At 68.8% G+C, this 17,454-nt stretch carries 16 protein-coding genes; 8 read left to right on the forward strand and 8 right to left on the reverse strand.

Annotated features, from left to right (window positions below):
- Nucleotides 1-535: 535 nt before the first annotated feature.
- The 3 genes from ACWDEN_RS40415 (at nt 536) to ACWDEN_RS40425 (ending at nt 3,732) form a co-directional block, all read left to right on the forward strand.
- Entirely contained in the window at nt 536-667 is a 132-nt protein-coding gene (locus tag ACWDEN_RS40415) for a hypothetical protein (RefSeq protein WP_351605301.1), read from the forward strand.
- 629 nt (nt 668-1,296) lie between these two features.
- Nucleotides 1,297-2,439 (forward strand): globin domain-containing protein, encoded by a 1,143-nt coding sequence (locus ACWDEN_RS40420; RefSeq protein WP_351605303.1) that lies wholly within the window; start codon nt 1,297-1,299, stop codon nt 2,437-2,439.
- 159 nt (nt 2,440-2,598) lie between these two features.
- On the forward strand, nt 2,599-3,732 hold the full coding sequence (locus ACWDEN_RS40425; RefSeq protein WP_450862944.1) for a nitric oxide synthase oxygenase: 1,134 nt from the start codon (nt 2,599-2,601) through the stop codon (nt 3,730-3,732).
- A 33-nt stretch (nt 3,733-3,765) separates the two neighbouring features.
- On the opposite strand, the gene ACWDEN_RS40430 is transcribed toward ACWDEN_RS40425, so the two are convergent.
- The 6 genes from ACWDEN_RS40430 to ACWDEN_RS40455 all read right to left on the reverse strand — a co-directional run bounded on the left by ACWDEN_RS40430 (nt 3,766) and on the right by ACWDEN_RS40455 (nt 9,113).
- Nucleotides 3,766-5,214 (reverse strand): FAD-dependent oxidoreductase, encoded by a 1,449-nt coding sequence (locus ACWDEN_RS40430; protein ID WP_450862945.1) that lies wholly within the window; start codon nt 5,212-5,214, stop codon nt 3,766-3,768.
- A gap of 250 nt (nt 5,215-5,464) precedes the next feature.
- Complete coding sequence (locus ACWDEN_RS40435; protein ID WP_450862947.1) at nt 5,465-5,881, reverse strand: ester cyclase; 417 nt, start codon at nt 5,879-5,881, stop codon at nt 5,465-5,467.
- A gap of 84 nt (nt 5,882-5,965) precedes the next feature.
- Nucleotides 5,966-6,793 carry an alpha/beta fold hydrolase gene (locus ACWDEN_RS40440; RefSeq protein WP_450862984.1) on the reverse strand — a complete coding sequence of 276 codons (828 nt, stop codon included), beginning with the start codon at nt 6,791-6,793 and terminating at the stop codon, nt 5,966-5,968.
- Nucleotides 6,794-7,286: 493 nt separating this feature from the next.
- Nucleotides 7,287-7,505, reverse strand: coding sequence for a hypothetical protein (locus ACWDEN_RS40445; protein WP_450862949.1), 219 nt, complete (start codon nt 7,503-7,505; stop codon nt 7,287-7,289).
- Nucleotides 7,502-8,146 (reverse strand): hypothetical protein, encoded by a 645-nt coding sequence (locus ACWDEN_RS40450; RefSeq protein ID WP_450862951.1) that lies wholly within the window; start codon nt 8,144-8,146, stop codon nt 7,502-7,504. The genes ACWDEN_RS40445 and ACWDEN_RS40450 overlap by 4 nt, the downstream gene beginning before the upstream one ends.
- A gap of 307 nt (nt 8,147-8,453) precedes the next feature.
- Nucleotides 8,454-9,113: an NADPH-dependent FMN reductase gene (locus ACWDEN_RS40455; RefSeq protein WP_351605317.1), complete on the reverse strand. Its 660-nt coding sequence runs from the start codon at nt 9,111-9,113 to the stop codon at nt 8,454-8,456.
- A gap of 1,075 nt (nt 9,114-10,188) precedes the next feature.
- On the opposite strand from ACWDEN_RS40455, the gene ACWDEN_RS40460 reads away from it, so the two are divergent.
- Both ACWDEN_RS40460 and ACWDEN_RS40465 read left to right on the forward strand, forming a co-directional pair.
- Nucleotides 10,189-11,304, forward strand: a complete 1,116-nt coding sequence (locus ACWDEN_RS40460; RefSeq protein WP_450862953.1) for a PP2C family protein-serine/threonine phosphatase — start codon at nt 10,189-10,191, stop codon at nt 11,302-11,304.
- Nucleotides 11,305-11,618: 314 nt separating this feature from the next.
- Nucleotides 11,619-11,933 carry a hypothetical protein gene (locus ACWDEN_RS40465; protein WP_450862955.1) on the forward strand — a complete coding sequence of 105 codons (315 nt, stop codon included), beginning with the start codon at nt 11,619-11,621 and terminating at the stop codon, nt 11,931-11,933.
- A gap of 11 nt (nt 11,934-11,944) precedes the next feature.
- Here ACWDEN_RS40465 and ACWDEN_RS40470 read toward each other — a convergent pair whose 3' ends face one another.
- Nucleotides 11,945-12,649, reverse strand: coding sequence for a UPF0158 family protein (locus tag ACWDEN_RS40470; RefSeq protein WP_450862957.1), 705 nt, complete (start codon nt 12,647-12,649; stop codon nt 11,945-11,947).
- A gap of 790 nt (nt 12,650-13,439) precedes the next feature.
- Between ACWDEN_RS40470 and ACWDEN_RS40475 the strand changes: the two genes are divergently transcribed.
- Together ACWDEN_RS40475 and ACWDEN_RS40480 are read left to right on the forward strand one after the other, a co-directional pair.
- Complete coding sequence (locus ACWDEN_RS40475; protein WP_450862959.1) at nt 13,440-13,916, forward strand: hypothetical protein; 477 nt, start codon at nt 13,440-13,442, stop codon at nt 13,914-13,916.
- Nucleotides 13,913-14,560 (forward strand): hypothetical protein, encoded by a 648-nt coding sequence (locus tag ACWDEN_RS40480; protein WP_450862961.1) that lies wholly within the window; start codon nt 13,913-13,915, stop codon nt 14,558-14,560. The genes ACWDEN_RS40475 and ACWDEN_RS40480 overlap by 4 nt, the downstream gene beginning before the upstream one ends.
- Before the next feature lie 9 nt (nt 14,561-14,569).
- Here the strand turns inward: ACWDEN_RS40480 and ACWDEN_RS40485 are convergent, their stop codons facing one another.
- Nucleotides 14,570-15,826 carry a helicase-associated domain-containing protein gene (locus ACWDEN_RS40485; protein ID WP_450862963.1) on the reverse strand — a complete coding sequence of 419 codons (1,257 nt, stop codon included), beginning with the start codon at nt 15,824-15,826 and terminating at the stop codon, nt 14,570-14,572.
- A 185-nt stretch (nt 15,827-16,011) separates the two neighbouring features.
- Between ACWDEN_RS40485 and ACWDEN_RS40490 the strand changes: the two genes are divergently transcribed.
- Nucleotides 16,012-17,142 carry a hypothetical protein gene (locus ACWDEN_RS40490; protein ID WP_450862965.1) on the forward strand — a complete coding sequence of 377 codons (1,131 nt, stop codon included), beginning with the start codon at nt 16,012-16,014 and terminating at the stop codon, nt 17,140-17,142.
- Nucleotides 17,143-17,454: the final 312 nt, after the last annotated feature.

Consider the following 17,454-nt stretch of genomic DNA (forward strand, 5'->3'; position numbering starts at 1 on the left):
CCTGAACCAATCACCGATCCGGGGCGCATCTCCTGTCTGGACATACGCCGCCGAGACCGGCTCGCCGGAGTGATCCACGAGTACCGACACGCCGCCTGACCTGGTCGGACGAAATATTCGGCAGCCGCAGGGTCGGCACCGTCCGCCGCGAGTGCACCGACCGCCTACTCATCATGAACGAACGGCACCCGCGCACCGACCCGAACACCTACACCGACCACTACAACCGGCACCGCCCCCACCGATCCCCACACCAACGATCTCCCCAAGCCTCGGAGACCAGCCAGACGGCACCTGTCATCCCCTTCGGTGGCCGCGTCCGCCGCACTCAACTACTCGGCGGCCCCATCAACGAGCCCCAGCAAGCAGCCTGACGGCAGGAACACAAACGGCCGGATCATCAGCCCGAACCAGGGTTTTCACGCGGGTCACCCATACCGCTGCCCGGGAACCCGAGTGCCCCGGTTATCCGGATTTACCGACAGAGATCATGTTCATCTCGGTGAATTCACTGGGTATTACGCTGTCGTGAGCCATGACTTCTGAATCCACCGCAGCTCCCGACACCGACTGGTTTCGGCTGGCAATTCGAGCGGGCTTCGGCATCTCACCGGCAGAAGCGGACGCGGATTTCGCGGAGTTGCCGGGCTGCCGCGCCGCGGTCTGATTCCGGCCGGATCCACACACTTCCTCCGGTCGGTTCCGCGTCCACTCCCCCTCCTCGGCGCCGAACACACGCGTGGCAGGCCGGCCTGTGGGGCGAAAGCACGCGAGTGGCGGCGAGGTCGTGCCCATCCTTTGGTTGACGGGTGAAGATTGTGTATTAGGGTGAATGCGGTCCTGTCGATCGCCACCGAACGGCAGGACATCCCAGGGAGTTCCGCCCCGTCCGTTCCCAAGTTGCCCGTATGCCAGTCAAGTTGATCCCTGGCGTCGTATCGATACGGCGCCACAGCCGAATGGCGGACCCTTTCTGGGTGCTGGATGGGCATCCGGCACAGCGGAACCCCGTGCCGGTCATCGGCCTGTCCCCGGCAACCGCGACCGGATGTGCAGCGGTCACGGCGGTCTCCGCTCCCCACTGCTCTGACACTGAATTTCCCTCATAGTGATGACGATTCAATCTGAAGCGGGAGGCGCCCGGTGATATTCTCCCGTGCGTCGCGAGGACGCCGTGACGCACCGGATGCCACGGCGCAGTCACCGGAATCAGCAGCGCCTCCTTCCACTCCCTCGCCCCCGGCGCCGAGTGCGCTGCCGGACCTCGTGCCGCTGACTGCGGAGGAAATCGCCCTGATGCGCGCGAGTGTGGCCGTGGTCGGCGCGTACGCAGCGGACATGACGGTGTATTTCTACGCCATTCTGTTCGCACGCTACCCCGAGGTGCGCGGGCTCTTCCCGGACAACCTGGACGTCCAGCGCGACCGGTTGCTGCGCGGGCTGCTGCAGATCGTCGACCTCGTCGACGACCCGGAGAACCTGATCCGGTTCTGCGGCCGGCTCGGTCGCGACCACCGCAAGTTCGGGGCGCTGAACGGCCACTACCCCGCGGTGGGCGAGTGCCTGCTCGCAGCCCTGGCCCGCTACGCCGGTCCGGCGTGGAGCCCTGAGCTGGCCGCCGCATGGACGCACGGATACGGCGTCGTCGCACAGGTGATGATGCACGCCGCGGGGGAGGACGCCCGCACGGCGCCCGCGGTGTGGGAGGCGGAGATCATCCACCACCTGCACCGCGGCCATGGCATCGCGGAAATCACCGTGCGGCCCGACGCGCCCTACCCGTACACGGCAGGCCAGTACGCGAGCGTGGAGACGCCCTGGCACCCCAAGACGTGGCGCTACTACTCGCCCGCGCACGCGCCGCGACCGGACAACACCGTGACCTTCCACGTGCGTGCGGTCGCCCAGGGCCAGGTCAGCCAAGGCCTGGTCTACAGCGCCAAGCCCGGGGACGTGGTGCGGCTCGGACCCACTCAGGGCGACATGACGCTCGACCCGCGCAGCGACCGGGATCTGGTGTGCGTGGCCGGCGGGACCGGCATGGCCCCCATCAAGGCCCTGGTCGAGGACGCGGCCCGCACCGGGACAGAGCGCTACGTCGACGTCTTCGTCGGCGCTCGGACCGCCGAGGAGCTCTACGGCCTGGACGACATGCTCAGGATGTCCCAGCGGCACCACTGGCTCTCTGTGCGGGCCGCGGTGTCGCACGAGCGTATTGCGGGGCTGGAGGGTAGCCTGCCGCGGGTGCTGAACGAGTTCGGGCCGTGGTACCGGCACGAGGCGTTCCTCTCCGGCCCGGTGGACATGGTCACGCAGGCCGGCGCCACCCTGGCCCGGCAGGGCATCCCGCAGGAGCGGATCCATTTCGACCCCTTCGACGTGCCCGCACTCGAGGCCGCGTTACTGCCCCGGAAATTGCGGGAACCGCCCGAGGACTGAGCGTCCGGCCGACCCGGCCCCGGCCGTGCGGCCACTCGCTTGCCGCGCCCGCCTGCCGGACTCGGCATCGCCCCGTCCGCTCCCGGCCGTGCGGCCGCCGTACCACCGCCGGCGCGCCGGGCTCGTGTGAGCACCAGACCCCGAGCAGGAGAGAATCCGATGCAACTCCCCCCTTCGTCCGGCCCGGCTCCGCGCCGACCGTCGGCGCACGAGGCCGTCCTGGCGGCCGCCGAGGTGTTCATCCGGCAGTACGCCGCCGAGAACCCGGGCGCCGGCGACCCGCGTCGGCGGCTCGCGGAGGTCACCGCGGAGGTGGAGCGCTTCGGCACGTACGAACACACTGCGGCGGAGGTGGCGTACGGCGCGCGGGTGGCCTGGCGCAACGCGGCGCGCTGCATAGGCCGGCTCTACTGGAACAATCTGATCGTGCGGGACCTGCGGCACGTCACGCATCCCGACGACATCGCCAGTGAGTGCTTCGAGCATCTGCGGATCGCGACCAACGGAGGCCGTATCCGGCCGGTCATCAGCGTCTTCGCCCCCGATCGCCCCGGCCGTCCCGCCGCCACGCTGCTGGGCGAGCAGTTGGTGCGCTACTCGGACGACCCGCGCAGCACCCACCGGGTGGCGCTGGCCCGGGACTTGGGCTGGAAAGGCGGTGAAACACCCTTCGAGATACTGCCGTTGCTGGTGCAGCCCGGCTCCGGCCTGACTCCGGAGTTCTACGAGGTGCCCGAGGACGCCGTGCTGGAGGTGCCGTTGACGCATCCGCACCATCCCGGGTTCGCCGCCCTCGGTCTGCGCTGGTACGCGGTGCCGGCCGTCAGCGACATGTCGCTGGAGATCGGCGGGGTCACGTACCCGGCCGCGCCCTTCAACGGCTGGTACATGGGCACCGAGATCGGCTCGCGCAACCTCGCCGACACCGACCGCTACAACCTGCTGCCCGCCGTCGCCGAGCTGTTCGGCCTCGACACCCGCAACGAGCGCACTCTGTGGCGCGACCGCGCCCTGGTCGAGCTCAACCTGGCGGTCCTGCATTCTTACGAGCAGGCGGGGGTGAGCATGGCCGACCACCATACGGAGTCGCGGCGGTTCCTCGCGCACGTGGACCGCGAGAGGCGGCACGGGCGCCCGGTGCCGACCGACTGGAGCTGGATCGTCCCGCCCCTGTCCGGAGGGGCGACCGCGGTGTTCCACCGCTACTACGACCCCGAGGATCCCGAGCTACGGCCGGCCTTCGTGCACCGGACCGCAGAGGTGCCGCAGGGGTGCCCCTACGGCGCGGCCTGAGAGGGCGTTCCGCCGCGCGCGACCACGCCTCGCCTACCTTTGTCCGACCACCTCGCCCAGCCACCGCGTCAAGGTTTCGCGAACCTCGTCCGGATCGGGGTCCTCGGCCGCCCAGGCGGCGTAACCGTCGGGTCGGACCAGTAGCGTGAGCCGCAGGCCGGCTGCGGGGGATGCGGTCACCACCCGCCCTTCCCACGGCGCGGCGACTGCGGCGACGTCGCGGCCCACCAGTACGAACGTGCCTCGTCGCAGGACCTCATACAGCCGTGCCGGTTCCCCTGCCAGTCGGAGGTCCGGTACCCGGCGCCCGGCAAGCCGGTGGGAGCCCCAGGGTGCGGGGTAGGCGATCCCGATGCCGGAGATGCTGCGGGACGCACGCGGCTCTATGACACGTAGCTGGTGCGCGATGGCGGCCAACGAGGCGCGCAACGCGCGGACTGCAGGTGACCCGGTGATGACGGCCGTGAGGAGTGCGTGACTGACGTGCAGCACCCTTCGGGCGACCGGATGGCGCTCCGTGTGGTAGCTGTCCAACAACTCGTCATCAGCCCAGCCGCGCACGACAGCTGCCAGTTTCCAGCCGAGGTTGGCGGCGTCCTGCATCCCGGTGTTCATGCCCATGCCCCCGGCGGGCGAGTGGACGTGCGCGGCGTCGCCCGCGAGGAACACCCGCCCTTGCCGGTAGCGGGGTACCTGTCGTTCGTCGCTGTGGAAGCGGGAAACCCAACGGGCATCGTGCATCCCGAGGTCGTCACCGATGGTTCGCCTCGTGATGTCCCGGACCTCCTCCATCGTGACCGGCGCATCGTCGGGCAGCTGCTGCTGTTGCCGGTCCCAGGCGATGACCCGGTACCAGCCGTCCCCGAACGGCGCGAAGAAGGTGAAGCCGTGCTGGTTCGAGGCGAAATTGAAAGCTTCGTCAGGGGCGCGTTCAAGCAGTACATCGGCCAGCATCACGGAGCGGATGGCCGACTTGCCGGGGAACGGCATGCCCAGGCTCTGTCGGACGGTGCTGCTCGCTCCGTCGGTACCGACCAGGTAGCGCGCTCGAAGTGTGGCCGTGGCACCGTCCGGATGGTTCGTTTCCGCGTCCACGCCGCCCGGGTCCTGCCGTATCCCTGTAACCCGAGTCCCCCGCACTATCGTCGCTCCCGCTTCCTCGGCCCGGCGCAGCAGAAGACGCTCCACCTGCCATTGGGGGACGATCAGCAGGAACGGAAAGCGTGTGCGAAGGCCGGAGAAGTCGATGCTGATGCGGCCGAACGGATGCAACGCCCGGACCGGTGAGCCGAGAGCGAGTAGTTCGTCGGCCAGGCCCCGGGCGTCGAGTTCCTCCATGGTTCGTGCGTGGATGCTGAAGGCGCGGCTCAGGTTGGATTCGTGATCGCGCCGCTCCACCAGCGTGACGTTGACCCCGGAGTCGGCGAGGTCGCCCGCCAGCAGAAGCCCGGTTGGCCCGGCACCGATTACCAGAACATCCACCGCTGATGCCCCGTGTTGGTCCGAAGAGCCACGAACTGACCCGCCGTTGGCATCCATATTCGTCAGTATCAGCCCCGCTTGTCGGATTTGCTAGTTGAGTCGGCGGACCGCGCATCTGACCGTTTGCCATCCGAGGACCTCAACATTCCGCCGACCCGAAGCGTCCTCTCGGCACCGCATGGATAGGAACGGTGGCCGATCGCGTGCGAGCTGGTTGTTCCCGGTACCATCGGAAATCCCGCTCTTGGGGTCACAACTCGGTGAGTCCGAGTTGGCGCAGCATGCCGAGTTCGTCGCTGCTGCCCCAGCGTTCGACGAGCTTTCCGTCGCTGTCGAAGCGGCTGATCTGCATGCCCCGGTAGCTTGCCTTCCTGCCGGTCGCCGGCCGTCCCATCAGCGGCCCCAGATGCGTTCCGGTGATGGTGTAGGCAAAGGCCAACTCGTCGTCGGTGGCCACCAGATGCTCCACCGCGACGTGCAGGTCGGGAAAGGCTGCCCGCAGATCGGCGAACATGGCCTTGTACCCTTCGGGCCCCGGCACCTGGCCTGGGGCTGGATCATGGTCGATCGAGTCGGGTGCGACGATCCCGTCGAGGGCCGCGAGGTCGCCGGTGATGACCGCCTCTGCGAAAGCTGTCTGTGCGGCGATGTTCGTTTGCTGAGACATGGGCATTCCTCGGGCTCGTGCCGGCCACCGGTCTGTCGCCGGCCGCGTGAACGCGGGAAGACCGGTGAAACGGCACCTGGTCGGTCAGCCGCGTGCGAATTCAAGGAGGTCGTTGTTGAACCGTCCCGCGAACTCCGGCACCATCGACAGTCCGTGCGGAGCACCGGAGTGGACCTTGAAGGTCACGTCCTTGACCAGTTGCGACGATTTTTTCGCGGATGCCACGATGGGGACGATCTGGTCGTCGTCGCCGTGAATGATCAGCGTGGGGATGTCGAACTCCTTGAGGTCCTCCGTGAGGTCAGTCTCAGAGAACGCTCTGACACAGTCGTGGGCGCTCTTGACGCCTACCGTCATGCTCCAGAGCCAGAACTCGTCACGGGTCCCCTGTGACACGGACGAGCCTTCGCGGTTGGCACCGTAGAACGGAGCGCTGAGGTCCTTGTAGTACTGGGACCGGTCCGTCAGCACACCTTGCCGGATCTCGTCGAAGACCTCGATCGGCAGCCCCTCCGGGTTCGCTTCCGTCCTGAGCATCAACGGAGGGATCGCACCCAGCAGGACCACTTTGGCCACACGCCTCGAGCCGTGCCGGCCGATGTAGCGCGTCACCTCTCCGCCGCCCGTCGAGTGACCGACCAGGATGGCGTCGTGGAGATCAAGGTTCTCCAGGACCGATGCCAGGTCGTCGGCATACGTGTCCAGGTCGTTGCCCATCCACGGCTGGTCGGACCGTCCGCCTCCACGTCGGTCGTGGGCCACGGCCCGGAAACCGTTGTCCGCCATCAGCTTCAGCTGCGGATCCCACGCGTCCGCGATCAGTGGCCAGCCGTGGGAGAACACCACCGGCTGACCCGCCCCCCAGTCCTTGAAGTAGATCTGTGTGCCGTCCTTGGCAGCGGCAAAGGCCATGATCGCCTCGCTAGCACTTGTTCGGACTACACCCTTCATGGCCATTCAGCGCCCGATCCGGGGATGTGCGTACCACGTCCGACCAGCAGTGAACGCCCGTGAGGGCGAGGGCGATATTGGTGAAGGCAGTCGTTCAGTACAGCCTCCTCCCCACGCTACTCGGGACATCCCGCTTCAGCACGCCATGGCAGGCCACAGTGAGCACACACCCGTGGCTCATATCGAACGGGGCATGGAGTCCGGCATAACGGGCTAAGGTAGGCATCAGGAGACAGGCCACAACAGCATTGCTCGGCCCGTCTCTGAGCTGTATTACTCGGCCCGTCTCTGAGCTGTCCGAGGGTGCTCAACGAGAGCTTCGCGGGTTGGATCGCCCAGGGGCGGCTCTGGGGACGACCAGGCCGTCGCCGGCCTGGCCAACGCTCAGGGAGCTTGGCCCCCGTTCGCCGCCGGGGACTCGACGGTCCCATGGTGGAGGAGGTTCGGTCGGGACTCAGACCGCAACGGCGTCGGCCCTGGCGATCCAGCTCATGTGGTACCGCGGCAGTTCCGGAGCATCAGATACACCCCGCTCCTCCAGAGTCAGGACCTGGAAGTGCCCTGGGATGCCGAGCGCGTCGCAGCCGGTTTCCCAGTTCGCGCACCATATCCCCAGCGCTGCGGGAGCGTAGAACCGCGACGTGGTGGTGCTGTAGAAGTCGGGGCGCTTCATGGCCTGTCCGGCCTCGTCGGTGACGGCGACGCCGCGAGTGGACTGTCCGTTGAAGGCCGACGGCGACCATTGGCAGCTCTCGTAGGTACGCCCGAACAACGCGAACGGCAGGGCATCGACGGCCAGTGGCGCTGGATGCGGGAGTCCGCGAAGAACAACGATGTCAGAGGGAGCCGGCCACTTTGCAACCGCTGTATGACGCGAATGGTCAGCGGCTTGAAGCGTGACCGGTAACCGACGGCGCAGACACAGATCACGTGGTCGCGCTCGGGGTCGAAGCGGCTGCCGAGCTGCTCCCGGTGAGCGTCGATCAACTGGCCGCTCTGGTAGGAGCGGCAGGAACGTCGTGAGCGCGTGATCTCGAAGGCGGCGAGATCGTCACGCCGCAGCGGCACCGCCTCGTTGGGCCGCAGCCCCAGCTTCACCGTGATCACGTCGAACGCGGCTGTCGCGAGCAGACCGATACCGATGCCGGCCGGCAGCCAGAACAGGGGTGCCTGCCAAAAGTCAATCAGCTGTCCCATGGCCGCCATGACCAGGAAGATCGCCGCGGCGACCGCTGGCGGGATGTACGGGAGCCAGCCAGTGGACTGCAGTTGCGTCTTCGTCCGCTTCAGCACGGTGCGCGACTTGTGGGCCACGTCCGGTGATACACCTGATAAGTGCACACCATCAGCGTGTGACTCAGCGCCGCGTCGAGCCGTGCAGCCTTGCAGCCTTGCAGCCTTGCAGCCTTGCAGCCTTGCAGCCTTGCAGCCAGGGTGGCCTGTCCCGGACGATGCGGCCACCAAGGCAGGAGACAAAGCGGTGGTGGCGTCAAAGTCCAACGTAGAGGCGTTTGGAACTAGATGCCCGGATTACACGTAACCGCACGCTCTGATACCTCGACGTGAGTGGACATCCGTCCGTCTGCCCCGCCGGGTTGGCCCGAACTTGCGGCGTCCGCCATCACTTCTCGGCGCGCTGGGTGATGGCCGCCTCGGTACCGTCCCCCAGGAACTCGTACCAACGGCGTTCGAGGCAGACATAGCGCACGTCCGCTTCGACGAGGCTGAGGAAACCCGACACAGTCTCGCTGAGACGTTGTTGCAGCCCCCGGTCGGCCAGCGTTCCGTCCTCGGTGAAGGCTTGGTAGCTGTTGGCCAAGCTGAACATGTCCGGGTAGACGCGGGTGCCCAGGTGTTCCAAGGGAACCCGCAGAGCCCACAACCCGCGGTTGCCTCCGACCAGCGACGGCGAGGCGGAGACGAGCAGCGCGTGCTTGGTCTTGAACGGCTGCGGCCGGACACGCGAGACCCAGTCGATGGCGTTCTTCAGTACTCCCGGCACGGACGCGTTGTACTCCGGCGAGGAGATGACGAAGGCATCGCTCTGCTCAAGCCGGTCCCGTAGGGCGAGAGCGCCAGGCGGCAGCCCTTCGTCAGCCTCCATGTCACCGTCGTACAAAGGCAGGTCGAAGTCGCGCATTCTGGCGAGGTCGACGGCAGCACCGGTGTCGGAGATGAGCCGGGCCACGAGGGAGGCGAGGCGAGCGTTGGCAGAATCAGCCCGCAGAGCCGCTCCGAAGACCAGGAACCGCAGCAGGCCGGGAACCGAGTCCGTGGGCATGGGGTCCGTCCTTCCGTCGCGGGCATGCGCCTCCAAGAGGGCGCCCTACCGACCAGTGTCGTTGCCCGGCCGGCATCGTGCGACGGGGCGAGGAACCGACAGGCCCGAGCCAGGTCAGAACGATGGCTCGGCGGCCCCCGCGCGAAGTGATGCACCCTCGGCACTGGCAGGTCACCTCCATGCGATGCTCACGGAAGCTGAGGCCGACGGCATCGACGGCAGCGCTGAGGGCAACGGCGACGGACAGCAGCGGTACTCAACAGCCCAGCGCGGCACTGAACAAGTGCCGGCGCCCCAGCCCACCAGACTTGCCCGCATCTTCTCCAAGCGCTTGGCCGCAGGTTCAAGTCCTACCGGTGGGCGCCCACCCTCAGCTTTCCCTTGGGAGTGTTTTCTGCTGGTCAGGGCAGGTGCCGCACGCAGAGAAGCGCCAGACCGCCCCCGATGACCGCTGAGAGGATCCGGCACTGTCCGGCTGTCACCGGGTTCCTGCGGGCGGCTGCGGCGAATACCCGGAGAAGTTTTCCAGCCGCCGTCAGGCCGTGCAGGCAGCGCGGGGAGGGAAGATCGAGCCAGGATCGCTGCCGACGTCCCGAAGCTGCCTCGAGATGAACGGAGCAGACAGGCGTGCGATCATCTGGCGGCTGGCACGGCGCCCTCGCCAAAGGCAGCCACGTCTTGTGGCGCCATGTCCTCATGGAGGCGGATAAACCGCACCTGGTGCCGCCAGGCCTCCGGTCCTGGCCAGTGTCCTCGTCGATCTCCGCGGCCAGTGCGGATTCGACGAGGACAACGTTGAGCGGTGGCCGAGACGTCCACGACGTTGTGAATCGCACGCGCTCCCGCGGGTGCCCAGGATCGGCAGCCGTGAGCCAGCCGACGAGGCGCCGGGCCGCCTCTGGGGACAAGGTGAGTGCTACAGGCGACCGGATGCAAGGCTCCGTCCCGGATATAGCGGCCCACCGAGAGGCTCTGCGGGCTGGGCGGGGTGCCGGTGACCTGCTCCACGGCAACAGTGCCCTGGCTCGCCACATCAATCATCAGGTGGGAAGATGGTGATCGAGGCGAGATAGATGTGATGGAACCTGAGATCGACTACAGAGCGGTGTTCCAAGCACTTCCCGGGGCGATCGCACTGTTCACCCCCCAACTTGTCTACGCAGACGTCAACGAAGACTTCCTGCGCACGTTGGGCCGCACACGCGGACAAGTGATCGGCCGCTACCTTCGCGACGACTACGCCGATATGCCGAACGACCCCGGCGCGGCCGTGGTACGCAACATCCAAGCGTCAATGCGCCAGGTGGCTGACAGCGGTGTGCCCAACACCATGGAGCTGCAGCGCTACGACATTGAGGACCCTGACGAGCCCGGGGTCCGGGGCGAACGCTACTGGAGCATGATCAACGTTCCCGTCTTCGACTCGGCCGGGCGAATGACGCTGTTGATGCACCGGCTGGAGGAAGTCACCGAACTCATTCGCGCCCGCGAAGTCGCACTGAGCCTGCAGGAGGCGATGCTGCCCGCTCCTCGCCCGGTCGGCCGCCACCCGGCAGCCGTACGCTACCGGCCGGCCATCGACACGCTGAACGTTTGCGGTGACTGGTACGACCTGGTCGACCTGCCGGGCGACCGCATCGCGGCCGCCGTCGGCGACGTCGTAGGGCATGGCTTGTCCGCAGCCCAGGTCATGGGGCAACTGCGCAGCGCGCTAAGCGCCGCCTCCCGCGCCGCCGACGGCCCCGCCCGGGCCCTGGAGGTCCTCGGACTGTACGCCCGCTCCGTCGACGGCGCCGAGAACACCACAGTGGCCAGCACGTTCATCGACTGGGACACCCACAGCATCACCTACAGCAGCGCCGGCCATCCCCCGCCAGCCCTCCTGCATATCGACGGCACCGTCGAGTTCCTGGAGCAGGCCACCGACCCTCCTCTGGGCGCCCGCCTCGAACACGGCCCTCGGCTCCAGGCCACCGTGCCATTCACCGAAGGCTCCGTGCTCGCCCTCTACACCGACGGCCTCATCGAACGACGCTGCGAAGACATCGACATCGGCCTCGCCCGGCTCACCGACGCCCTGACTCGCCACCAGGCAGCCGACGCGGGAGCGCTTGCTGACGCCCTGCTCTCCGACTTGCTGCTGCCCGGCGGCGTCACCGACGACACCGCCTTGGTCATTGTGCGCCTGTGATTGAGCAGGTGGCTTTCACGGGTTCCTCGCCCCGCCCGTAGCCGATCGCATCAGTAGCCACGGCAGCAACCGAGTAGCGTTCAGCAAAGGCCCCTGACCGTAATGCCTGGTCAGGGGTCTTCGGGCAATGGGTGCGCTCAGCGAAGGCCGAACCCTCGGTGACCGCCGATAGTTAGTTCGTCTTGCCGAGTGTCAGCTTGATCGGAGGAGTGCCGAGCACCTTCTTGCCTCGCGTGCGGGACGGCGTGTACGTGGGGTGGCCGGCGGTTGACCGAGCGAGGGCACCTGCGGGCACCGCCGGTACCTTGTTCCCTGTGGACGGACAGCTGAGCGATGCGGAACTCGATGAGCTGGTCGAGCAGGCCACCGTTGACGCCTACGACGGCGAGGAGCAGCTCACAGGCCTTTTCACGATGCTCGCAGAGCAGCTGGCTGTGCCGTTCAAGACGGTCGTTCTCGGGGTCGAGGTCACCGTGAAGAAGGTGGACCTGCTGCCCGGCAGCCAGATCGTGGCGGTCTGCACGCGCGGCAGGCACCGGCAGGCGATCGGCATTCTCGACCTTCCGTTGCCGGATCCGGCGCCCGAGGGGGCCGAGTGGATCGAGGCCTACCGGCACGGGGGCCCCTGAAGGCACCCAGGTCAGTGGCCGCCCGACAGCGCCGGCCGGTAGCCCTGATCGGCGAGCCAGGCCCGGGCCCGGCCCTGCTGCCGCTCCGCGGAGAACAACCAGTACCGCTGCAACTGCGCCGGCGAGGTGGCCAGCATGTCCTTGAAGCGGCGGAACGCTCCTGGACCCTGGATCGCGATGCCGAGGAACCGGGCGAGGTCGGGGTCGTCGAGGGTGGTGATGAAGTCCTCCATGTCGCGGTAGGCGTCCCGCGATCCCTCGCACGGGACGTCGAGCCACCGCTCAATGCCTTCCGGTTCCTCCTCGTCCCATGACTCCTCGGTGTCCGCGAGGGCAGGCCGGCACTCACCGGTGTCCAGGTCGATACGGCCACCACCCCAGGCCGGGTCCCCTTCGAGCAGACTGGAGAGTTCCTCCAGGTCGACCGGCAGCGGCCGCAGCAGGCAGAGGGCAGGGCCGCCCGCAGTGTCGAGCTGTTCGGCGAGGACCTCGTCTCCGGGCCAGCCCCGTTCGCGCAGTGCGGACGAGCACGCGGTCGCTGCCTCCCGGGCGCCGGGCAGGCCCCGGGACACTGCTGCGGTGAGTGCGTCTCCACACTGCTGCAGCACTCCGACGGGGTCATGCGCACGCAGCAGGGCGAGCAGGGACGGGCAGTCCGCGTTGTGGCGGGCGGCGCGGAGCGCCTTCAGCGCGTGGTCGGTCCATGCCTCGGTCACGCCCGCGAGGCTACTCCCCCGAGTTCTCGGCTGCGCTCGAACACAGGGACCTCCGCCGTGCGCTGCGAGCGCCGCCGTCTCCGGTGCGATAATGCGCTGGAGAGCACAGCGGACAGGGCCACAAGCAGGCACAGGCGGCCGACGTTCAGCCCGGAACCGTGGCCTCATCCGGCACCGTCTGGCGAGTGGTCGTACTGGGACGTGTGGTTCGCCGTGGCGTGCGTGGTGGACTGCGGCGGCGACTGGGAGGCCTTCGAGGTTCGCCTGACGCGGGAGCGGTCGGGTGGGGTGATGCGCGGGGCGTATCTGGAACCGTTGTGGAGTCATCTGGTGGATCTACGGAGCGCCTTGCGGCGGACGCGCTCGGCGCGGGCGAGCTGGCCTGAGGCGCGGTACGTGACCCGAGGGTCGTCGCCCGGGCTCGTTCCAAGGTGTGGAAGCAGGCGCTGGAGGGGCGGGCGAAGACGGCGCCCATGCGCTGGACTCCGAGTCGGCGGCTGTCCGAGCGGGCTGTGACAGGGGCGTGGCCGCGCTTTCCCGGTGTCGCCGCAGGGGCCTTACGAAGCATTCGCCGGGGTTGTGGATCTGGATCGGCATCATGGCCAGTGGGCGACGATGGCGGTGGCAGAGGTTCTGGCCGAAACCACCGTCGCCCAGGTGGGGGAAGCAGTCGGGGCGGCGAGGTTGCCGGCTGTCCGCCGGGCCGCGTTGGCGTGCGGGCGCGGGCGCTGCGGGTGTGCGACGACTCGTGCGGCACACTGGGCGAGTGGCTGCGCCGGGCGGTGGCCGAGTGCGTCGCCGTCCCCTGGCGGCGGACGGCGATGCCCGCCGACGTGTTCTGCAGGACTTCCTTGAGCTCCTCGTTGAGGTCGGTGATTTCGGCGGGACGTACCGGCAGGAGGCCGAGCTGTTCCTGCACGCCGGGGTCGGCAGCGATGTGGACCTGGTGGAGACTCTGGCCCGTGCGCTGCACAGCGAGTACGCCTCGGCCCGCCTCGACTTCCGCGCTCGCGAGATCCTGGGCCTTCGCGCCTACGCCCAGGTCGCGGCCGGGGCGGCGGACCGATTCGCCGCCACCGCGACCGTGCTGGGCGCCGAGGACTGGCAACCGCTGGAGGCCATGGTCTCCTACGCCCTGCAACGTGGTGACGCCGCGAGCGCCCGTGCCGTGCTCCGGGCTGCGGACCGGCCGGCGTTCCATCGGGACCGGGTACCGCGCCGGTCCATCGAACTGACCCAGGAACTCGACGGGGAAGGGCTCACATGACGCGGGCAGACGACACAAGGAAAGTGTGGGACCGCGAACCCCTGCGCTGGCTACTGGAGGCGGTAGGCGACGGGGTGACGCTGACCCAGGCCGGCTACCTGCCGCGGACTCTGGTCATCGAGGCCGCCGAGCGCTACGACTGGTATCTGCCGGGCATGGTGCCGCGCGCCGAGTACGACGTCGTTCGCCTCGCCGAACTGCATGAACTGGCCCGCGCGGCTCGGCTGCTCGCCAAGCGGCACCGAAAGCTCGCCCTGACCACCCGCGGCCGACAACGCCTCGCCGACCCGGCCCTGCTGCAGGCCACGGCCGCCCGCGCGTGGTTCGGCGACGGTGTCCGAGCCGAACTCGCCGAAGCCGCCGCGGCGGCCCTGCTCGGCGGAAAACTCACGCTCGACGACCTCACCGCCGCCGTTCACACCCTGGCCGCCGAGGTGTTCACCCTCCCCGACGGCTCCGCGCCACGACGCGACGACACCCGCCACTTCCTGTGGCAGTGGCTGCGTCCCGGCGAGGCCCTCGGCTTCCTGGCGTACCGTGACCGCCGCCGCGCCACGATCTCCCTCACCCCCACCGGCCGAGTCGCCGCCCTCACCGCGCTCCGAGAACGTGCCCGAGCCCCGCGGACCGCACCCTGGACGTGAACCTCCCGTTCAGGTCCGGGCGGGCAGTACGCAACCGAGTTTCAGCAGCGCGGCGCGGACGGCCGGCAGGTCGCCGGGGGCCACCATGAGATGCCTTGGGCCGATCCGGGAGCACAGCGCGCCCGCCCTGCGGTCCTTCGCGATCATCACGGCCTGCGCCTCGTCCACGCACTCCAGCAGGTGGCACGTACCCAGATCCCGTACCTTCTCGGCGCGGGAGGCGGCGTCGGCCAGCAAAGCCGTGACGGTCTGCGGCAGTTCCTCTCCTGTGCTGGTCTCGGCGAGGAAGCGGCGCAGCTCCTCCAGACCTCGGCCCGCGTGGAGGGCCTTCAGCAGGGAGGCGGTGGACAGCGTCCAGACACGGTCGGTGGACCGGGTTGCGAACGCGTCGAGCAGCAGCGCCTCGGCGGGGGCCAGGCCGTCGAGTGCCACGATGTCGAAGTTCGGCAGAACCCTGACCGGGCTCCGCGCCCCGGCGGCGGGCTCCGGGCCCGGTCGGTAGGCGTCGGTGCGCCCCGTCGCGTACGCCCCGAGCGGGTTCAACCGGATGGCGAGCAGCCCGTCGTAGCGGCTGAGCCGCTGAAGCCAGTCGGCACCCCACATGTGGCGGAAGTCGTCCCGGGCGCCGTCCGGGTCGATGTACCGGACGTCAACGAGGCCGAGGGTGGCCGCGTACTCGAACAGCACACACAGGGTGTAGCGGCCCTGCAGCACCGGCCAGTCGTGGTGTCCGTCGTAGCCGAGGCTGCCGTACTGCGCGTCCTCCAGGTACAGCGTCCACAGCGCCCGCTCGGAACGGACCAGGTACGGGTCATGCCCTGCGGTACGCATCGCCTTGAACAGCTCGTCCACCGCCATCCATTCCCCTGGCGTGCAGCACTCGGCGAGCGCCGCACCCACCGCCCTGCGGCGCGGGCCGGCCGCGCTGAGGACGTTCGCCGCGCGCTGCCCCTTGACTGCCTCGATGCGGCTGAACTCGTCCAGTGCCCCGTGGCTCAGCCAGCGCCGCCACAGGTGCCGGATCGTCTCGTGGGCGGGCGCGGCCAGCGCCTTGCTGCCCCGCGCGGTCAACTCCAGTCGGCCGCCCAATAGTTCGGCAAGGCCGCCGGCCTGGAGCAGCAGCGGCCAGGCGAATGCCCTGACCGCCTCGCCCTCGTAGAAGTCACTGCCGGTGAGGACCTCGCCCAGTGCGCGGAGGGTGGCCGCGGAGGGGCGCTTCGTCTTGTCGCCGCACCGCAGCCTGCCCGCGGCAACCAGCTGCAGCACGGCCGCGAGCTCCGTTCTTGCATCATGCTCCATCGCCCGCTCGGTCCACACCGCCACAGCCCGCTCCTCCCCGCCACGGCTCGCCTCGGCTCACCCTATGACGTTTGATCGCTGCCTCCGGTCGGCTCCGCTGCCGTGGTCCATCCGCGTCCGAGCCCACCCGCGGCGGCGATAGGGTCCGCCGTGTGAGCGAGTACCAGTACTACGAGTTCCAGGCCCTCGACCGGCCGCTCAGCCGCGAGGAACAGGAGCAGCTGAGGGCCATCTCCACCCGGGCCCGGATCACCGCCACCAGCTTCACCAACACCTACGACTGGGGCGACCTGAGCGCCAATCCGCGCAAAATGGTCGAGCGCTACTTCGACGCCCACCTGTACGTGACCAATTGGGGCACCCACCGGCTGATGCTCCGCCTGCCCAAGCAGACCTTGGCCCTGCCGGCGGTGCGGCCGTACTGTCTCGACCACCGCATCGAGGCCTGGACCACGCGCACCCACCTCCTGCTCGACCTGACCAGCGAGGACGAGGGCGGCGACTGGATCGAGGGCGCCGACGACTCGCTGTCCGCCCTCATCGGCGTACGCGACGAACTCACCACCGGCGACCTGCGCCCCCTCTACCTGGCCTGGCTCTCAGCGCTCGCCGCCTGGGAACTCGATGACGACGACGAAGAGGAGTACCGGACCTGCCCCGAACCGCCCGTCCCGGCCGGGCTCGGCGAACTGACCGCCCCGCAGCGGGCGCTCGCGGATTTCCTGCGCGTGGACGACGATCTGCTGGCAGTCGCGGCCCAGGCCAGTCCCGCCGCATCCAAGAAGCTGACCAGGCCTGCGAAGAAGGAACTCGCCCCGCTGATCGCCGCAATGCCCCAGAAGGAGAAGGACGCTCTGCTGCTGCGGCTCGCCCTCGGCCCGGAACCTGGGCTGCACACCGAACTCCTGCACCGCCTGCGCGGCGCCGACGCCCCCACCACGGTCCCCGGGCGCCGGTCCGCCGCCCACCTCCTGGACGCCGCCCACACCCTGCGCACCGAACGCCGGCAGCGCGCCGAACACGAACGGGCCACCGCCCGCGCCCGGCATCTGACCGCTCTCGCAGGCGAGGCCGAATCCGTCTGGCAGCAGATCGAGGCGCACATCGCCACCAAGAAGACCAGCTGCTACGACCAGGCCGTCAGCCTCCTCGCGGAACTGCGCGACGCCTACGCCCACGCCCGACAGCACACCGACTTCCACCAGCGCCTGGCCCGCCTGCGCGAGGACTGCCAGCGCCGACCCGGCCTCATCCACCGCCTCGACCGCCACGGCCTCCGATAGGCCGCCTCGTCCCCGGCACCGATCGAGCCGCGTTGCGCCCTCCCCACCTCAGTGAGGCAACGTGAGCGCCTGAACGTGCACGGCCCCAGGGAGCGCTGAGACTCCACGATGATCTCCTTCCTCCGGTTCGCGGAGCCCCGGCCGCGAAGGAGTGAGGGTGCTGTGGAAGCCGTGGTCGCGGCTGCCGTACCAGCTGGGCACTGCCCGGTACTGCTTCCATTTGCTGACGCACCGTTCTGCGGTACTGCCCCGGTGGTAAGGGCTCGCAGAGAATCAACATGCTGCTTTGATCCCTGTGCGGCTGCTGTTCGC

Source organism: Streptomyces sp. NPDC001153, assembly GCF_053598315.1.

Coding starts and splice junctions, on each gene's coding strand:
- ACWDEN_RS40420 (WP_351605303.1), top strand. CDS start 1,297: ATGCGCGCGAGTGTGGCCGTGGTCGGCGCGTACGCAGCGGACATGACG.
- ACWDEN_RS40425 (WP_450862944.1), top strand. CDS start 2,599: ATGCAACTCCCCCCTTCGTCCGGCCCGGCTCCGCGCCGACCGTCGGCG.
- ACWDEN_RS40455 (WP_351605317.1), bottom strand. CDS start 9,113: ATGCCCACGGACTCGGTTCCCGGCCTGCTGCGGTTCCTGGTCTTCGGA.
- ACWDEN_RS40445 (WP_450862949.1), bottom strand. CDS start 7,505: ATGAAGCGCCCCGACTTCTACAGCACCACCACGTCGCGGTTCTACGCT.
- ACWDEN_RS40440 (WP_450862984.1), bottom strand. CDS start 6,793: ATGGCCTTTGCCGCTGCCAAGGACGGCACACAGATCTACTTCAAGGAC.
- ACWDEN_RS40435 (WP_450862947.1), bottom strand. CDS start 5,881: ATGTCTCAGCAAACGAACATCGCCGCACAGACAGCTTTCGCAGAGGCG.
- ACWDEN_RS40415 (WP_351605301.1), top strand. CDS start 536: ATGACTTCTGAATCCACCGCAGCTCCCGACACCGACTGGTTTCGGCTG.
- ACWDEN_RS40480 (WP_450862961.1), top strand. CDS start 13,913: ATGACGCGGGCAGACGACACAAGGAAAGTGTGGGACCGCGAACCCCTG.